Origin of the sequence: Pseudomonas sp. P116 (assembly GCF_020149425.1) — a bacterium.
In the GTDB taxonomy this organism is placed as follows: domain Bacteria; phylum Pseudomonadota; class Gammaproteobacteria; order Pseudomonadales; family Pseudomonadaceae; genus Aquipseudomonas; species Aquipseudomonas anatoliensis.
This window is the reverse complement of sequence record NZ_JACVHB010000001.1, coordinates 97049-115226: the sequence shown is the minus strand read 5'-3', so window position 1 is coordinate 115226 and position 18178 is coordinate 97049. Positions and strand designations below refer to the sequence as shown.

General features: G+C 59.8%; 16 protein-coding genes. 11 read left to right on the top strand and 5 right to left on the bottom strand.

Annotated elements, in window-relative coordinates; genetic code table 11:
• The first annotated feature begins 53 nt into the window (after nucleotides 1-53).
• The 5 genes from ICA15_RS00510 (at nucleotide 54) to ICA15_RS00490 (ending at nucleotide 7957) form a co-directional block, all read left to right on the top strand.
• Nucleotides 54-620 carry an RBBP9/YdeN family alpha/beta hydrolase gene (locus tag ICA15_RS00510; RefSeq protein WP_210555506.1) on the top strand — a complete coding sequence of 189 codons (567 nt, stop codon included), beginning with the start codon at nucleotides 54-56 and terminating at the stop codon, nucleotides 618-620.
• Between the two features lie 127 nt (nucleotides 621-747).
• Nucleotides 748-2751, top strand: coding sequence for a DUF1302 domain-containing protein (locus tag ICA15_RS00505; protein WP_210555507.1), 2004 nt, complete (start codon nucleotides 748-750; stop codon nucleotides 2749-2751).
• 41 nt (nucleotides 2752-2792) lie between these two features.
• Nucleotides 2793-4151 carry a DUF1329 domain-containing protein gene (locus ICA15_RS00500; protein ID WP_150616574.1) on the top strand — a complete coding sequence of 453 codons (1359 nt, stop codon included), beginning with the start codon at nucleotides 2793-2795 and terminating at the stop codon, nucleotides 4149-4151.
• Between the two features lie 148 nt (nucleotides 4152-4299).
• The gene (locus ICA15_RS00495; protein ID WP_210555508.1) at nucleotides 4300-5373 is read left to right on the top strand and encodes a WD40/YVTN/BNR-like repeat-containing protein; all 1074 of its coding nucleotides are present in this window, start codon (nucleotides 4300-4302) and stop codon (nucleotides 5371-5373) included.
• A 31-nt stretch (nucleotides 5374-5404) separates the two neighbouring features.
• Complete coding sequence (locus tag ICA15_RS00490; RefSeq protein ID WP_210555509.1) at nucleotides 5405-7957, top strand: efflux RND transporter permease subunit; 2553 nt, start codon at nucleotides 5405-5407, stop codon at nucleotides 7955-7957.
• Here ICA15_RS00490 and ICA15_RS00485 read toward each other — a convergent pair.
• Entirely contained in the window at nucleotides 7954-8232 is a 279-nt protein-coding gene (locus tag ICA15_RS00485; RefSeq protein ID WP_210555510.1) for a hypothetical protein, read from the bottom strand. The genes ICA15_RS00490 and ICA15_RS00485 overlap by 4 nt on opposite strands.
• A 153-nt stretch (nucleotides 8233-8385) precedes the next feature.
• Between ICA15_RS00485 and ICA15_RS00480 the strand changes: the two genes are divergently transcribed.
• From ICA15_RS00480 to ICA15_RS00470, 3 genes are all read left to right on the top strand, one after another.
• Nucleotides 8386-8715, top strand: a complete 330-nt coding sequence (locus ICA15_RS00480) for a hypothetical protein (protein WP_150616570.1) — start codon at nucleotides 8386-8388, stop codon at nucleotides 8713-8715.
• An 80-nt stretch (nucleotides 8716-8795) separates the two neighbouring features.
• Entirely contained in the window at nucleotides 8796-9266 is a 471-nt protein-coding gene (locus tag ICA15_RS00475) for an anti-virulence regulator CigR family protein (protein ID WP_210555511.1), read from the top strand.
• A gap of 118 nt (nucleotides 9267-9384) precedes the next feature.
• Complete coding sequence (locus ICA15_RS00470; protein ID WP_210555512.1) at nucleotides 9385-11196, top strand: ABC transporter ATP-binding protein; 1812 nt, start codon at nucleotides 9385-9387, stop codon at nucleotides 11194-11196.
• On the opposite strand, the gene ICA15_RS00465 is transcribed toward ICA15_RS00470, so the two are convergent.
• The 3 genes from ICA15_RS00465 to ICA15_RS00455 form a co-directional block, all read right to left on the bottom strand.
• On the bottom strand, nucleotides 11193-12137 hold the full coding sequence (locus ICA15_RS00465; RefSeq protein WP_210555513.1) for an alpha/beta hydrolase: 945 nt from the start codon (nucleotides 12135-12137) through the stop codon (nucleotides 11193-11195). The two genes, ICA15_RS00470 and ICA15_RS00465, sit on opposite strands and share 4 nt — an antisense overlap.
• Nucleotides 12138-12249: 112 nt before the next feature.
• A complete protein-coding gene (locus ICA15_RS00460) occupies nucleotides 12250-13248 on the bottom strand; it encodes an NAD(P)H-quinone oxidoreductase (RefSeq protein WP_210555514.1) in 999 nt (332 codons plus the stop codon).
• A gap of 61 nt (nucleotides 13249-13309) precedes the next feature.
• Entirely contained in the window at nucleotides 13310-14500 is a 1191-nt protein-coding gene (locus tag ICA15_RS00455) for a YbfB/YjiJ family MFS transporter (RefSeq protein ID WP_210555515.1), read from the bottom strand.
• A 111-nt stretch (nucleotides 14501-14611) separates the two neighbouring features.
• Between ICA15_RS00455 and ICA15_RS00450 the strand changes: the two genes are divergently transcribed.
• Together ICA15_RS00450 and ICA15_RS00445 are read left to right on the top strand one after the other, a co-directional pair.
• Nucleotides 14612-15487, top strand: a complete 876-nt coding sequence (locus tag ICA15_RS00450) for a LysR family transcriptional regulator (protein WP_150616566.1) — start codon at nucleotides 14612-14614, stop codon at nucleotides 15485-15487.
• Nucleotides 15488-15738: 251 nt separating this feature from the next.
• Nucleotides 15739-16167: a hypothetical protein gene (locus tag ICA15_RS00445; RefSeq protein ID WP_150616565.1), complete on the top strand. Its 429-nt coding sequence runs from the start codon at nucleotides 15739-15741 to the stop codon at nucleotides 16165-16167.
• Between the two features lie 47 nt (nucleotides 16168-16214).
• Here ICA15_RS00445 and ICA15_RS00440 read toward each other — a convergent pair whose 3' ends face one another.
• On the bottom strand, nucleotides 16215-16937 hold the full coding sequence (locus tag ICA15_RS00440) for a pirin family protein (RefSeq protein WP_150616564.1): 723 nt from the start codon (nucleotides 16935-16937) through the stop codon (nucleotides 16215-16217).
• 219 nt (nucleotides 16938-17156) lie between these two features.
• Between ICA15_RS00440 and ICA15_RS00435 the strand changes: the two genes are divergently transcribed.
• Entirely contained in the window at nucleotides 17157-18107 is a 951-nt protein-coding gene (locus ICA15_RS00435; RefSeq protein WP_150616563.1) for a GlxA family transcriptional regulator, read from the top strand.
• Nucleotides 18108-18178 lie beyond the last annotated feature (71 nt).

Below are 18178 nucleotides of genomic sequence, written 5' to 3'. Positions count from 1 at the left end.
AAGCCCCTGGCGAACAGAGCCAGTCGAGTCATCGAGAAAGCGAAGGTGTTGAAGTGGACAAACTGCAAACTGTCGCAACCGTTCTGATCGTCCCGGGTCTGCGCGAGCACGTTGCCGAACATTGGCAGACGTTGCTGCACACCCGACTGTACAAGGTGCGCAGTGTGCCGCCGCTGGAAGCCGACAAACTCGATTGCAGCAAGCGGGTCGAAGCGATTCAACACACATTGGCGCAGATCGACGGGCCGGTGATTCTGGTCGCTCACAGCGCCGGCGTGTTGATGGTTGCGCACTGGGCTGCCCGACACAGTCGGTCGATCAAGGGCGCGCTGCTGGTCGCGCCGCCGGATCTTGATGCCGAGTGGCCGCAAGGTTACCCATCCGCTGCAACCCTGCGCAGCCAGGGTTGGGCTCCTCTGCCCAACGGTCGATTGCCGTTCCGCAGTCTGCTGGTCGCCAGTACCAACGACCACCTCGCCAGCCTGGAAGCTGCCACGCACATGGCCGAAGGCTGGGGCAGCGAACTGCTCAATTTCGGCGAAGTCGGTCATCTCAATCCTGCTGCCGGTTACGGGCACTGGCCACAAGCCGAAGCACTCATCCTCGAGCTGGATCGCTAGTTCAGGCGCCGGTTGGCCCGCGCCATCCGGCATTTGCCCTCACTCCTGAAAATGTAAATCCCTGGAACAAGGGGTTGCACGAGGGCGGCTGCGCTTAAAACAAATACAAAAAGGCGGAGACAACGCAATGCATAACAATAAGAGTCACGGGTTTGCACCCTCGCGTTACACCCTGTTGGCCTCGGCGATTCTGGCTGCCGCCATGCCGGTCGCGCAGGCCGTCGAGCTCGACACCGGTAACCCGGACTGGACCGTGCGCCTGGATAACACGGTGAAGTACAACTACGGCGTGCGCACCGAAAGCGCCGACAAACGCATGCTGGCGACGCCGAACAACAACGATGGCGACTACAACTTCCGCAAGGCCGGGACCAACATCACCCAGCGTGTCGACCTGCTGACCGAGATGGATGTGGTCTATCAGAACCACATGGGCTTTCGCGTCAGCGCGGCCAGTTGGTACGACAAGGCCTACGAGAACACCGGCTCCAATTCCAATCCGTTCGTTAACGGCAACGACGCAAGATCGGGTCTGGTCGCCAATGATCCGCGCCTGGCCGGGGTCACCGCTGACAACGTCGGCAATGGCAGCCCGCACCTGAGCAACTACACCCAGCGTTACTACGCAGGTCCCTCCGGCGAAATACTTGATGCCTTCGTGTTCTACAGCACCGAAGTCGGCGAGGAGTCGCTGCTGAGCGTCAAGGCCGGACAGCACAACGTGTTCTGGGGCGAGACCATTCTCAACCCGGTTCATTCGATCAGTTACGGCCAGTCCGGCCTCGATCTGGCCAAACTCGCGGCCTCGCCCGGTACCGAAGCCAAGGAACTGTTCGTGCCGCGCAACCAGTTGTCGATGTCGTTCACGGTCAATCCCGAATTGACCGTAGGCGCGCAGTATTTCCTCGACTGGGACGCCGCGCGCCTGCCGGAAGCAGGCACTTATTACGGTGGTTCCGATCTGGTCGGTTTCGGTGGGCAATCGTTCCTGTTGGGCAACACCAATAGCGTGGTGCCGGGCAGTCCGCTGGGTTGTGGTCTGGCGCCGTGCAACGGCTTGACCAATGTGCGTCGCGGTCATGACCTGACGCCGGACAAGCGCGGGGACTGGGGCGTCATGGCCAAGTGGTCGCCAGCCTGGCTCGACGGCACACTCGGCGTTTACTACCGCGAAACCTCGGAAATCCTGCCGCAAGCCTGGCTGGATGCCAGAGGCCTGAGTTCGGCCAACCCCAACGGCACTCGTCCGGCAGGGCAAGTGCCTGCGGTGATCAATACGCTCAACTCGCTGAGCACCGCCACCTATCAAATGGCCTATGCCGACAGCATCAAGATCGTTGGCCTGAGCCTGTCCAAGGACTTCGGCGGGGTTAGCGTCGGTTCGGACCTGAACATCCGCCACAACATGCCGCTGGCGAGTATTCCGGCGGTTGTCAGCACTAACAGTCCGCTGGGGCTGGGCGCGGGGCTTGGCCTGTTGCCGGCGCGTACGGCGGCCACCGGTGTGATTTACGACACGCCGCACAAGGGCGACAGCATGGCCGCCACTGGCGACACCTTGCACTGGACGCTCAACGGTTTGATGACCTTTGCCAAAACCCCGGTGTTCGATTCGGCAGCCCTGCTCGGTGAGCTGTATTACAGCAACCTGCTCAAACTCGATAACCAGAACGAAGCTCTCTACAAAGGCAAGGACACCTATCGCGGTATCGATCAGCCGACCCGCGACAACTGGGGCATCGCGGTCAACTTCACGCCAACCTGGTACCAGGTGTTTCCCGGCGTCGACCTCAATGCACCGATGTCCATCAACGTCGGTCTCGACGGCGTCTCACCGGTCTCCGGGGGTGGCGCCAAAGACACCGGTAACTACGCCATTGGCCTCGGGGCCGTTGTGTACAACAAATACTTTGTCGACCTGAAGTACGTGGACGCTTTCGGCAAGGCCGACAAGTGCAGTGTCAGCGGTGTGAGTACCGGCCCGACCGGAGGTGACGGCGCTGCGCCGAACGCCTTTAGCGGTAACGAAAACTACGCCTGTTACGCCGGTGGCTACTCAGCCTTTTCCGGTGGTGGTGCCACGACTGAAGATCGTGGCGCCGTGTACCTGACGATGAAAACCACTTTTTGATTCACCACTGATTTGCTCAATGCAAGCAGGAGAATAACAAGATGACATTCGCCAAAACCGTGTTGGCCGCTTCGCTGGCCATGGTCCTTGTCGCCCAGGCACAGGCCGCTGTTTCAACTCAGGACGCTGCCAGACTGGGCAACAACCTGACCCTGGTCGGTGCCGAAAAGGCCGGCAATGCTGACGGCTCCATCCCTGCCTATGACGGTGGCCTGACCACGCCGCCGGCCAGTTTCAAGTCCGGTGACAGCATGCGTCCGGATCCTTTCGCCAACGAGAAACCGTTGCTGGTGATCGACGGCAAAAACGTTGATCAGTACAAAGGCTTGCTCAGTGCGACCACGGCGGAACTGGCCAGGCGTTTCCCGACTTTTCGTGTCGATGTATACCCGACTCATCGCACCGTTTCTCTGCCCAAAGCCATCCTCGATAACGGCGTGAAGAATGCCAGCGGGGCCAAGTCCCTTGAAGGTGGCTTGGCCATCGATAACGTGCTGCCGGGCGTGCCGTTCCCGATCCCGCAATCGGGCAATGAAGCGATGTGGAATTTCCTGCTGCGCTATCAGGGCGTGAGCATCAATTCCAAGTACGACTCCTGGAACGTCGACTCCGCCGGCGTGCCGAGCCTGGCGACCACCGGGCAGGCGTTCATTTCCTATCCGATCTACGAAAACCTCGCGCAGCCGATCAGCAGCGCCGACGTGTACTACCAGATGAAATTGTCTTACACCGGCCCCGCACGCCGGGCCGGTGAAGCGGTGATGCTCAAGGATGCCGCCAACCCGTTGCAACAGCCGCGCCGTGCCTGGCAATACTTGCCAGGCCAGCGTCGGGTCAAGCTGGCGCCGAACCTGGCCTACGACACGCCTAACCCCGGCACTGCCGGTGCGGGCACCTACGACGACGTTTTCGTGTTCAACGGTGCACTTGATCGCTACGACTGGAAGCTGGTCGGCAAGCAGGAAATGATCGTCCCCTACAACACCTACAAACTGACTTACGCCCAGGATCCGAAGTCGCTGACCACCGCCAATCACTTGGCTCCGGACTTCGTGCGCTGGGAAAAACACCGCGTCTGGGTAGTGGAAGGCAATCTCAAGGCCGGTGCGCGACACATCTATCAGAAACGCCGCTTCTACCTCGACGAAGACAGCTGGACCGCTCTGGCCTCTGATCAATACGACGCCCGTGGCCAACTGTACCGTGGCTCCTTCGCGTTCCTCAGCCAGAGCTACGACAAGCAGATCCCGGATTCCACGCCTTTCATGATCTACGACCTGGTGGGGGGCTCGTACAACATCAACGGCGTGGTCGGGCCTTACGGCGGCATCAAGTACATCGATCCACTCTCCAAGGCGCAATGGTCGTCGGAATCCCTCGCCGGCAGCGGCATTCGCTAAGCCGGCCGCAAGCAAGCGCTCGCAAGGTCCACTGCTCACCAGCATGGGCCGTGTGGCGGTCGGTGCACGCCGACCGTCGCGGCGTCAGGTGTGAACGCCAGGCACACGCAAGTGTGCCCCCGGCGCGGTTTTTCGAAGAGGACGCGGTATGTGTTCGTACAAGAATTATTTACAGGTGGCATTGGGTGTCGTGCTCGGCCTGTTGCAGGGCGTCACCTGCGCGGCTGATTATTTCGATGTCCTGGACCTGCCCGCCAAGGTCAGCGCCTTGGCCATCCACAGTCCGTTGTCCGGCACGGCCCGTGCGGGCGAACGCGTGATTGCCGTTGGTCAGCGTGGCCACATTCTGTTTTCCGATGACGTCGGTCAGCACTGGCAGCAGGCCGCGGTGCCTGTCAGTGCCGACCTCAATGCCGTGAGTTTTCCTTCGGCCACCCAAGGCTGGGCGGTGGGTGGCGACGGCGTGATATTGCACAGCAACGACGCCGGTGCGACCTGGCGCAAGCAACTCGACGGCCGCGAGATCGGTACCTTGCTGGTCAAGCACTACAGCGCGTTGGCCAGTGCAGAACCGGCCAACGAGCAATGGTCATTTCTCGTTGCTGAAGGTCAGCGCCTGGTGGCGCAGGGTGCCGACAAACCCTTGCTCGATGTCTGGTTCGCCAATGATCGCCTCGGCTATGTGGTCGGCGTGTTCAACCTGATCCTGCGTACCGAGGATGGCGGCCAGAGCTGGACACCGTTCCAGGACCGCACCGACAACCCACAGGGTTTTCACCTCAATGCCATCGCCTCTACCGGCGATGCGCTGTACATCGCCGGCGAGCAGGGCTTGTTGCTGAAATGGGACGAGGCACAACAGCGCTTCGCCGCTGTGCCAACGCCTTATCAGGGCAGTTTTTTCGGCGTGCTCGGTAAGCCCGGGGAAGTGCTCGTCTACGGCTTGCGCGGCAATGTTCTGCGCAGTACCGATGGCGGTTTCAGCTGGGTTGCGCAGAACACAGGCCTGCAAGTCAGTATCACCGCCGGCGTCGTCGATGCGCAGGGTAATTACCGCTTGTTCACTCAGGGCGGGCAGAGGCTGGTAAGCCAGGGTGCCGCTGCGCAAATGCATTGGGTGCGGCAAGCCGAGCCGTTCCCCGTGACGGGCGTCACGCGCGCCGCTGACGGTGCGCTGATGGCGGTTGGCAGCCGTGGTGCCCGGACGCTGTCGATTGAATAAGCCCTCGAACCCTTAGAGCGAGACCCCAGACATGGGCAATATCAAACAAGAAACCATGCCGGTGATCCGCGACCTGCGCGACTTCGACCGACAGTCCGGCAATCTGCTGGAACGGTGGGTGTTCAACTATCGTCCGCTGTTCATGCTGCTGATGGCGTTGGTCACCGTGGTGTTGGGCTACATGGCAGCGACTCGGCTGGAGCTGCGTCCAAGCTTCGAAAAGATGATTCCGCAGAGCCAGCCGTACATTCAGAACTTCCTCGAAAACCGCCAGTCGTTGCGCGGCTTGGGCAACTCGGTGCGGGTGGTGGTAGAGAACACTCAGGGCGATATTTTCGACCCCGGTTATCTGGACGTGCTCAAGCAGGTCAACGACAAACTGTTCCTCACCGAAGGCGTCGACCGCGCCTGGATGAAGTCGCTGTGGAGCCCGGCGGTGCGCTGGACCGAAGTCACCGAGGAAGGTTTTCAGGGTGGTCCGGTGATGCCCGATACCTATGAAGGCAAGCCTGAGCAGATCGAACAGCTGCGCCAGAATATTTCCCGCGCCGGTATCGTCGGCAGCCTGGTGGCCAGCGACTTCCGATCGAGCATGCTGATCGTGCCGCTGCTGGACAAGGCCACGGCCAGCGGTCAACGCATCGACTACCACGCTTTTTCGCAGATGCTCGAAGAGCAGTTGCGCGACAAGATCGAGTTCGCCGGTGACACCGCTGCACGCAAGGCCGGGGAGGAGGGCAAGGGTCAGTACAAAGTCCGGGTCATCGGTTTTGCCAAATTGATGGGCGACCTGATCGACGGGCTGATTCAGGTGATGATGTTTTTCGGCCTGGCCGTCGTCACTTCGCTGATCATCATTTATGCCTACACCCGTTGCGTTCGCAGCACCTTGCTGGTGGTCGGCTGCTCGCTGATCGCAGTGGTCTGGCAACTCGGCATCGTCGCCTGGCTCGGCTATGCCATCGACCCGTACTCGGTGCTGGTGCCGTTTCTGATTTTCGCCATCGGTGTGTCCCATGCGGCGCAGAAGATGAACGGAATCATGCAGGACATCGCCCGCGGCACGCACAAACTGATCGCCGCACGCTACACCTTCCGTCGTCTGTTTATTGCCGGCGTCACCGCGCTGCTGGCCGACGCCGTAGGGTTCGCGGTGTTGATGCTGATCGATATTCCAGTGATCCGCGACCTGGCGATCACTGCCAGTATCGGTGTGGCGGTGCTGATCTTTACCTCGCTATTGTTGATGCCGGTGTCGCTGTCTTATGTCGGCGTTGGCCACAAGGCTGCCGAGCGTGCGCTGAAAATCGACACGCGCGCAGAAGGGCACAAAGGCTTTGGCAAACTGTGGGACCTGCTCGACCGTTTCACTACACGCAAGTGGGCTACCGGCGCGGTGTTGGTCGCGGGGCTGATGGGCATCGGCGGCTTTGTCGTCAGCCTGCAACTGAAGATAGGCGATCTGCAAAGTGGCGCGCCGGAGTTGCGTGCCGACTCGCGCTACAACCGTGACAACGCCTACATCACCAGCCATTACGCGCTGTCCAGCGACCTGTTCGCGGTGATGATCAAGACCGCACCGGAAGGCTGCCTGAACTACAAGACGTTAATACTCGCCGACCGTCTGGCTTGGGAGCTGCAGCAGTATCCGGGCGTACAGGCGACGGCGTCGTTGGTTAACGCGGTGCGCCAGATCACCGCCGGCACTTACGAAGGCAACCCCAAACTCAACAGCATCCAGCGCAATCAGGACGTGTTGAACTACGCCGCGCAGCAAGCCTCGGTCAACTCCCCGGAGCTGTTCAATACCGATTGCTCGCTGATGCCGGTGATCACTTTCCTCAAGGATCACAAGGCCGAGACGCTCGATGCCGTGGTGGGAATCGCCGAAAAATTCGCGCGGGAAAACACCAGCGAAGATCGACAGTTCCTGCTGGCGGCCGGGTCGGCCGGGATTGAGGCGGCGACCAACATTGTTGTGCGCGAGGCAAATCGTACGATGCTGCTTTACGTCTACGCGGCGGTGACGTTGTTCTGCCTGATCACGTTCCGCAGCTGGCGCGCTACCTTGGTCGCCCTGTTGCCACTGGTACTGACTTCGATTCTTTGCGAGGCATTGATGGTGATCATGGGCATTGGCGTGAAAGTCGCGACCTTGCCAGTGATCGCGTTGGGTGTGGGCATTGGCGTGGATTACGCGTTGTACCTGCTCAGCGTCCAGTTGCATTACCAGCGCCAGGGCCTGCCGTTGTCCCAGGCTTACCGCAACGCCGTGTCGTTTACCGGCCGGGTCGTAGGTCTGGTAGGCATCACCCTGGCGGCCGGCGTGGTGTGCTGGATCTGGTCGCCGATAAAGTTTCAGGCCGACATGGGCATCCTGCTGACCTTTATGTTCCTGTGGAACATGCTCGGCGCGCTGGTGCTGATTCCTGCCCTGTCTTATTTCCTGCTGCGGGAGCGGGCGCTCCAGCCGGAACCTGATACGCCGCTCTTAAGCACGGAGATCTCTCAACCTCCGGGCATTTCCCAGGCCCTGACCACTTCCGCTCCGGGCACGGCGCGAATGTCAGTCAATGAGCCCTAAGGTTTCGGCGCCTTCTTGATGTCTTCTGAATCACTCGAAGTCGCCGCATCCTTCTCGGTCTCATGCGACTCTGCGCCCGCATTACCTCCGGAAGATTCTTCGCCCTTCTTGTCGGCCTTGTCATCGTGGGCGCTCGAGCTCTTCGAGTGATTGACGCCCGGCAGGGCATTCGGCGGGGCGGCAGATTCAGCAGTGTTTTGCTCTGTCGCCATGGCGCTCATCGGACCAATAATGAGCAGGCTGGCAAGCGATAGCAGCGCAATTTTCTTGTTCATCATCTAAGCCTTCACGCGAGGGGATGTACTGGCTTGGAGGTGCGAGAGAAGCAAAGGTGCATGGTGCTGGACGAGTGGTAGGGCAAACTGCTGGCCCCCGAGTGCCATTTTCATCGTCAAACTCGCCTTTTTTCAAAAGGTTAGGTTGGCTATATGCGGACGATTGTCATCACCGTGGCAACGCTTTCCCTGGCTGTCTTTGCTTCTGGAGCCCAGGCGAAAGAGTTGAGCAAAGGTCATCGTTTTGCCTGTACCTGGGGTTCGGATATCGCCGCAGGTGCGCAGCATTCCAAACTGTCGGGAGTTTCTTTGTATGGCGCGCGCAAGCAATTGCAGGTGCGCAAATTCCAGCAACCGTGGATGCGCATGACCGCGATGGGGATTATCGAGCAGACTTATAACAGCACCTCGAAGCTCAAGCCGGCGGCGGTCAAGCAGACCTACTACGAGCAGTGTGTGCGCCACGAGCTGGCTCAGCGCTAGGGACGAATCAGCGCGGGCAACGACTGCGGGAATCCCGATCTACTATCCTGTGAATAACGCCATTGTCTGAGAGCACGGATATGTTCAGATCAACTCGATGCATTGCAGGTGTGATGTCGCTGGTTCTGGTTGCCGGCCCGATGGCCGCGCTCGCGGATCCCGGCAACGGTAAGGGGCAAGGGCAAGGGCAAGGGCAAGGCAATAGCAAAGGCAACCCGCACAATGCACAAGGGGCAGGAAACAAAGGCAAAAACGCTAACCACGGGGATTACAGCCATGGCCCGAGCGTCGACCGCAGCCACGTCATCGGCCTGGTCGGTGGATATCGTGACTATTGGCAACCCGGCCCTGCATTGCCCCCCGGAGTCCAGAAAAATCTCGCGCGTGGCAAACCGTTACCTCCGGGCATTGCGAAAAAACTCGACAATCGTCTGCTCGGCCACCTTCCGCACTACGACGGTTACGAATGGCAGCAAGCCGGTACGGATCTGATACTGGTCGCCCTCGCCACTGGCCTCATCTATGAAGTCCTCAACGGCGCGTTCGATTAAGCGCTTGCGGCATCGAGCCCGACTTTTTCAAGTCGGGCTTTTTCTTGCCTCGAAGATTCGTAACGTCGGCGCTGGAGTACCATGACGCACTCTCATCCCTTGCCGAGCTCAATGCCCTATGCCTGTTTTATCGCGCGTCATTTCGTTGCTCGACCAGGCGCAGCGTGCCTTGCGTCTGGTTTGGGGCACATCGCGCAGTTTGTTTCTGGGGCTGGTGCTGGCGACATTGGTTGCCGGTGTGTTGCCGGCGCTGGCGGCGTGGCTGGGCCAACGGATTGTCGATGCGGTGGTGACGGCGATGCAGTTGCATGCGCAGCAGGGCGATGCGCCGTTGTGGCCGGTGTTGCGTTACGTGCTGATGGAGGCCGGGGTGTTGGCGTTGATGTCCGCAACGCAACGGGCGCTGTCCGTGCAGCAGTCGTTGTTGCGGGTGCAGCTGGGGCAGAAGGTCAATACGTTGATTCTGGAGAAGGCGCAGACCCTGTCACTGGTGCAGTTCGAGAACTCCGAGTTCTACGACAAGCTGGTGCGTGTACGCCGCGAAGCCTCGACCCGGCCCTTGGCATTGGTCATGAAGTCACTGGGGCTGGTCCAGAACCTGATCATGTTGATCAGCTTCGGTGTGCTGCTGGTGCATTTTTCGCCATGGGCGCTGGCCCTGTTGGTGATCGGCGCGCTGCCGGTGTTCTTCGCCGAGGCACATTTTTCCGGCGACGCCTTCCGACTGTTCACCCGTCGGGCGCCGGAGAGCCGTCAGCAAAGTTACATCGAAACCTTGCTGTCCCACGAGGCGTACATCAAAGAGGTCAAACTGTTCGGGTTCGCGCCGCTGCTGTTGCAGCGCTACCGGGACACCTTCGCCAGACTGTACGCCGAAGACCGGCAATTGACGTTGCGTCGCGATGGTTGGGGCTTCGGTCTAGGATTGCTCGGCACGGCGGCGTTTTACGTGGCGTACGCCTGGGTGGTGATCGATGCCGTGCACGGCAATATCAGTCTGGGCCAGATGACCATGTATCTGGTGCTGTTCAAGCAGGGGCAGGGCGCGGTCAGCAGTAGCTTGAGTGCGATCAGTGGGCTGTACGAAGACGGCCTCTACCTGTCGAATCTTTACGAATACCTGGCTGAGCCGGTGTTGGCCGATAGTGGTCATCTAACCGCTGGCGTGCGACCGGGCGATGGTCTGCGTTTTGAGAACGTCGGCTTCCGTTATCCGGGGGCTACCCGTGCGGCACTGGAGGGCATCGACCTGCATCTGGTGCCCGGCAAAAGCATGGCACTGGTCGGTGAAAATGGCTCAGGCAAGACCACACTGATCAAATTGCTGACGCGACTTTATCGGCCTGATCAGGGGCGCATTCTGCTCGATGGCAGCGATTTGCAGGATTGGGAGGAGAACACGTTGCGTCGGCGCATCGGGGTGATCTTCCAGGATTACATCCGTTACCAGTTCACCGTCGGTGAAAACATTGGTGTTGGCGACACTTCGGCATTCAGTGATGAACAGCGCTGGAAAGACGCTGCTGCCGAAGGCATGGCTGCGCGCTTCATTGAGGGGCTGGAACGCGGTTATGCCACACAACTCGGCCGCTGGTTTGCCGGTGGTCAGGAGTTGTCGGGCGGGCAATGGCAGAAGATCGCCTTGTCTCGGGCATACATGCGCCGTGAGGCCGATATCCTGATCCTCGACGAGCCGACCTCAGCCCTTGATCCGGCAGCGGAGGCGGCGGTATTTGAGCATTTCAGCCAGCACACCGAAGGGCGCATGACGTTACTGATCTCGCACCGGTTTTCCAGTGTGCGCAATGCCGATCACATCATTGTGTTGGAACAGGGCCGGATTCTGGAGCAGGGCGACCACGATGATTTGATTGAGACTGCCGGGCATTACGCGCAGCTCTTCGATTTACAGGCTCGCGGTTACCGTTAGGAGTCGCGCGCATTGCGCAGCGGCGCCGGCCCCGCGACACGTGGCAACGGTTTGGTCTGCATCAAGGCATCGAGCGCCTTGCGATAATTTTGCCCGCCCAGCGCCATGCTGTTGTTGTGCGTCGCGCCGGGTACCAACAACAAGCGTTTAGGTTGTTGAGCAGCGTTGAACAGTTGCTCGCTGAAACGCGGCGGCACGAACGCATCGGCCATGCCATGCACCACCAGCAACGGCATGTGAATCTCGGCAATCTTGTCGATGGAATCGAATTTCTGTGACAGCAGCCAGCGCACCGGCAACGAGGTGTTGGCCACGGCGGCAGCCACATCCGCCAGCGAGGTGAAGGTGGATTCGATCACCAAACCGCGCACCGCAAGCGGCGTCTTGTTACGCGTGGCGTCCTGGCCAAGTTCGGCCGCCAGATCAACCGCCACGGCACCACCCAGGGAGTGGCCGTAGATCAGGCGTTTGTTCGGATCCGGTTGCAGCAGTTTGAAGCGCTCCCACGCCACCCGCGCGTCTTCGTAAACGCTGCTTTCCGAGGGCAGATCGCCCTTGCTCTGGCCGAATCCGCGGTAATCGATGGCCAGCACCGAGTAACCTGCCGCACGCAATTGCTCGATGCGGAACAACTGCCCGGTGAGGTTCCAGCGCACGCCATGCAGATAGAGGATCGCCGGGGCGTTGGCTTTTTCCGCCGGCCACCACCAGGCATGAATGTTTTGTCCGGCCTTGAAACTCTTGGGTTGCAGATCGAGTTCCTGCACGCTGCCCGGCAAACCGCGATACCAGCCGGCATTGCCCGGCTCGATGCGAAACAACAGTTTGCGCTCGGTATGTTCCAGCACGGCACAACTCGTCGGCACGCCGATAATCAAAGCGGCCATGCAGGCAAACGCCAAGCGGCGACGGCGCAGACGAGTCATGAAGGACAGGAACATTAAACGTTTCACCACGGCGCAGACAAAGAACGCTTTTTACCAGATGCCTCGGTCTGCGCGCGATATTTTCGACCACCGCCCGTACGCAACGATTACAAAATGCTGCAACGGCTCAGTTCACCTTCAGCACGATCTTGCCGATATGATCGCCGGCCTCCATGTGTGCATGGGCCTGTGCCGCCTCTTCAAGTGCATAGACCTTGTCGATGATCGGCAGGCAGCGACCGGCACTCAGCACCGGCCAAACGTGCTCGCGCAATTGATCGGCAATGGCCGATTTCTCCGCCGCAGTGCGTGCGCGCAACAGCGAACCGGTGACCACCGCGCGTTTACCCAGGATCGCCAGCAGATCGACGTCGTTTGCCTTGCCGCCACCAAGGAAGCCCAGCATCACCAATCGCCCATCCATCGCCAGAGCGCTGACGTTACTGTTGAAGTAGGAGCCGCCCATGATGTCGAGAATCACGTTCACGCCCTGACCGGCGGTTTTCTCGGCGATCACCGCAGCGAAATCCTCTTCGCGGTAGTTGATCGGTTGGCCGCCGAACTCGCTGATCGCTGCACATTTTGCCGGGCTACCAGCCGTGGCGAAGGCTTCGATGGCAAATTCGCGACAAAGCATCAGCGCCGTGGTGCCGATGCCGCTGGTACCGCCATGGATGAGCGCGCGCTGCCCTCGGCTGGCGCCACCGAGACCGAACAGATTGGCCCACACGGTAAAGAAGGTTTCCGGAATCGCAGCGGCCTGCACCCAGTCGATTCCGTCCGGAATGGGCAGGGTCTGGCCGGCCGGAACGCTGCAGTATTCGGCGTAGCCGCCACCATTGGTCAGCGCGCACACGCGATCGCCGAGGGCAAACTGGCTGACACTAGCGCCGAGTGCCACGACTTCGCCGGCCACTTCCAGGCCGGGAATCGGGTTCATCCCGGGTTTCATCGGGTACTTTCCGGCGCGCTGCAAGGCATCCGGCCGGTTGATGCCGGCAGCGTGCACGCGGATCAGCACTTCGCCTTCGGCGGCCACCGGCAACGGCACGCGCTTGGGTTGCAGAACGTCCGGGCCACCAGGTTGGGTAATTTCGATTCGGGTCATTTCATTGGGTAACGTCATGTCGACTCCTGTGATTAAAGGTTCTGTAGATGGGAGCGTGGTTTAAAGGCAATGATTCCCTTCAGTGAGTGCAAACACGCGATTCAATGGAAGAGGGCAGCCACCTCATTGCCTGCTCCAGCAACAACGCCACTGCAATCGCGCCGGCGGCAATCACGAACAACAACGAGTGATGCCCACCCGAGGCATTGAACAACGCCGAGTAGGCAAACCCGGCCAGTGCCTGGAACGTGGCAAACGATACGGTGGCCCGGCTCCAGGCGATTTGCTGGCGATGATGTTCAGGAATCAATTCATGCACGCGGGCCAGAGCCAGTGGCACGATGCCGGGCGGGAATGAACCGAGAATCACCGCCAGCAATGCCAAGGCTATAAATGAATGGGAAGTCGCCAGCAGCCCGAGCGTGATCGCCTGCACCACCAAGACCAGACGAATGCTCGTCCGCGCGCCCAACTTGTCCGCCAGAAAGCCATAACTCACCGGCCCGACAATCGCGCCCAACCCGTACATCACCCATACCAGCGCGCCGACGTGCGCTCCGGCTCCGAGCCCGCGCGCCACGTAATCCACCAGAAACACCATCGCTGGCACCAGACCTGCGGCCATGAAGGCGTATTGCGCGAACAGCAAATACACGCCCGGCGGGGTTGGCTGAGCCGCCGCGCTCGCTTGGGGCGCAACCGGATGCGGCAAGTCGGCAGGCCAGCCGAACCAGCTCATCGCAGTCAACAGCAACGACAATGCGCCCAAGCCCAACCAGGTTGATTGCAGACCCAAGGTCAACAATGGCGGGACAATTGTCCCGGAGCCGGCAATCCCCAGGCCGATGCCCAGGAAGATCGCGCCGCTGGCCAGCCCTTTTCGGGTTGCCGGCACATGCGGCAACACCGTCGCTGCCACCAACACCATGATCGCGCCACCGGTAATTCCCGATAGCAACCGCCAACCAAAAAACCAACTCACCGACAAAGGAAACGCACAGGCAAAAAACGCAGCGGTGACCAGCAGCATCATCAGCCGCAACGCGTTTTTATTGCCGAGGTAGCGTGCGATTGGCCGCCCGAGCAGGGCGCCGATCAGGTAGCCGACCAGATTGGCCGCGCCGAGATAGACCACGTCGTTGGCGGAAAACCACTGCGCCTGAATCAGCGCGGGAATCAGCGGAGTGTAAGCAAAGCGTGCCAGGCCGATGCTGACCAGACTGGCGCAGAGTCCGGCGAAGATTGCAGATGCAGAGGATGAAGTACGCATGAGCGCGATCTCGAGAAGGTTTATGGCGCCCAGCATATCGGCTATGTTTGCTGCATTCGCGCAGCGAATCGGCTGCGCAGCGATGCAAATCTGCATCACAAGGGGGGCAAGATGAATTGGGACGATGCACGGGTATTTCTCGCGGTTTGTCGTGAATCGACATTACGTGGCGCGGCGCGGGTTCTGGGTGTGGATCAGGCCACCGTCGGGCGGCGGATCACAGCGCTGGAAAAGTCCCTCAGCGCGACGCTGTTCTTGCGTACCTCTGAAGGTTACGCGTTGACGGCAGTTGGCGAGGCGGCGCTCAAAAACGTAGAGAAAATGGAGCACTCGGCGCTGGAGCTGGAGCGGCAGATTCAGGGCCTGGATGATCGCCTGACCGGTAACGTGCGGGTCAGTACCACCGACTCGCTGGCCATCGACTTTCTGATCCCGGCCATCGCCCGTCTGCACCAGCAGCATCCAGACGTGCGCGTGCAACTCGATGCCTCGACGCAGATCCTCAGTCTGGCCAAGCGCGAGGCGGACATCGCCGTGCGTAATACCCGACCTGACAATCCAGACCTGATCGCACGGCGGATTGCCCGATGGCCGGTGGGGTTGTTCGCTTCACAGGCTTATATCGACACTCATGGCATTCCTGCTCAGGGCGCGGCTTTCGAGGGCCATGACCTGGTGGTTTACCAGCCGTATTTGCAGAGCAACAAGGACATGACGCTGGTCGCCGAGCCTCTGCATCGCGGGCGTATCGTCGCCAGTCTCAGTTCCAGCCTGTTGGTGCGCCGCTCGATTGCGGCAGGTCTGGGTGTAGGAGAAATCCCGGTGTACATGGGCGAACGCGATGGCTTGGTCAGGCTCTGGCCGGAGCGTAATCGCCCGCAGCCCTATGAAGTGTGGCTGGTGACCCACGCGGATTTGCGCCATACCGCAAGGGTTCGGGCGGTAATCGAGCAGATTGTCGAAGGGTTTGCGCTGGAGAATGAGTGAGTGTCTGACGTGCCTTGGAGAAGCTACGTTACCTGACGAAACGGCCTACAACTCAGGCAGAATCCGCTGGCTTGCGGGCTTGGTTGATGGGCTCTATTGTTGCTGCAACTCACCGCGATAGAAATCACGCTTGTGAGTGATAAACCAGGGACGGGTATCGGTAACCATGGAAGGGGATCGGATTGAAAGCCAGTGAGTTACATCAATATCCAGTCAGTGAGACATCGAGCAAAGGTCGGAATACTCAAGTCATGAGCACGGTAAGCCGCGAAGAATTCAATGCCAGGATCGAGACCATTGAAACCAGAATGGATGCTCGAATCGACGGTGTACGCGCAGAAATCCGCGAGTTCCTTGCGATTCAGAGCGAGCGGGACAAGGCGCGAGATCAGACTCAAATTGAACGAGACAAACGCTACGACCTGATTTCGCAGGAGATGCGAAAAATTTCCCGGGGAGCTGAGGAAGCCGCGAGGCAAGGGGCTACCGTCAAGGCTAATGTCTGGGCAGCCACTGTCGTCCAGTTGCTTGGAATTGTTGCCATCGTCGCAGGGGCCTATTACGCGAATCAAGCCAACATGTATGTCGCGATACAAACCACCCTGGCGGCGGTTCAAGCGGGCAAGGATATACATGCACCGTCACCGCTGGCATTACCCTCACTTACACCACCGCCATAAAAAACGGCCTTCAAAAGAAGGCCGTTTTTTGTGGTCGTCAAGCAACCTCATGGCATCTGCGGCAACTCCTGCGGCCGCAAGTCAAACACCAGCACCTCGGCGTCCACGCCATTGCTCAACGTCAGCGCCTGTTCTTCGCGAACCCGCACGCCGTCACCTTCCTGCAATCGCTGGCCGTTCAGTTCAACGCTGCCGCTCGCCACATGCACGTAGGCGTAACGATTGGCGGGCAGTTCCAGCGTAGCGCTCTCTTTGCCGTCGAACAGCCCGGCGAACACTCGCGCATCCTGGCGTACTTTCAACGAACCGTTGCTGCCGTCAGGCGAAATGATCAATTGCAGCCGACCGCGTTTTTTCTGGGTGCTGAAGTGCTCCTGTTGATAGCGCGGTTTGGCGCCGCTGACTTCCGGCACGATCCAGATTTGCAGGAAGTGCACAGGTTTGGTGGCCGAATGGTTGAACTCACTGTGCGCCACGCCACTGCCGGCGCTCATCAGTTGTACGTCGCCGGGGCGGATTACGGAACCGGTGCCCAGGGTATCTTTATGTTCCAGCGCGCCTTCGAGTACGTAGGAGAAGATCTCCATGTCGCGATGCGGATGCTGGCCGAAACCTTTGCCGGCGGCAACGCGGTCATCGTTGATTACCAGCAGGTCGGAAAAGCCCTGTTCACGCGGATCGCGATAGCTGGCAAAGGAAAAGGTGTGGAACGACTTCAACCAGCCATGATTGGCGAGGCCACGATCGGAGGCTTTGCGAAGAGTCAGCATGATGAAATCTCCTGGCGGGACGTGAATTCGTCCGAGTGAGGAGAAGCTTACTGTTAACCGTTTGAAGCAATAAGTAGATGGAAACTGAAACACTGTCGCGATGAGGTTGACAGTTCTGCTCGCCAGTTCACGCATTCTTTTCCGACGTTCAGCGCTCGCTTGGCCATAATGCTCAGCCTGACTGTTGTGTTTATTTTTTTTGATCAGTGACGTAAACCCATGAAAACCGTGGCAATGGTGTTGTTCCCCGACTTTCTGCTGCTTGATATGGCCGGGCCGATGGAAGTGTTTTCGGTTGCCAATCGTTTCCTCAAGGCAGAATCACATTATCAATTGATCACCCTTGGGACCGAGCGCGGCCCGCTGCGCGCCTCCAATGGCGTATGCGTGCACGCTGACCTGCCTATCGGTGACAACGACGAGCGCTACGACTTGCTGCTGGTGCCGGGTGGCCCGGGTGCCTATAACGAAAAATTCCCGACACTGTTCGCCTGGTTGCCCGGTGCCGTGCAGCGTGCCGAGCGGTATGGCTCGATCTGCACGGGCGCCTTCGTGCTTGGCCATGCCGGATTGCTCGACGGTTACCGCGTGACCACGCACTGGAATTACACCGAACGCCTGATCAAGGGATTCCCGAAAGCCAATGTGACGACCGATCAGATCTACGTCGAAGACCGCAAGCTGATTACCTCGGGCGGCGTTACTGCGGGTATCGATATGGCGTTGGCCGTGGTCGCCCGGGATCATGGCAAGAAACTCGCCCAGGATGTGGCCAAAGTGTTGCTGGTGGTGATGAAGCGCCAGGGCGGTCAAGCCCAGTTCAGTCCGTTGATGGCGGCTGTGGCACCGCAGGAAACCCCCGTCACCCGGGCGCAGAACTATGTGCTGGAACACCTCGATGAGGCGTTCACCGTCGAGCGCATGGCGGGGCTGGCAAATATGAGTGCGCGGCATTTCGCCAGGGTGTTTGCCCGCGACGTCAACATGACGCCGATGGAGTTTCTGCAAAGTGCGCGCATCGACTGTGCACGTAATTTGCTCGAAACCAGCGATCTGCCGCTGAAAACCGTGGCCTATAAAAGCGGTTTCGGCAGCGTGCGGCACATGCGTTCGCTGTTCGCTGAAAAGCTTGGCCTGACGCCTGCGCAGTACCGCGAACAGTTCAGCTAGAGCGGTTCTGTCCGTCCAGAGCACCCGGATGTCCGTGCGGCGTCCTGTGTGGCGGTTGTGCCGTCATCTGA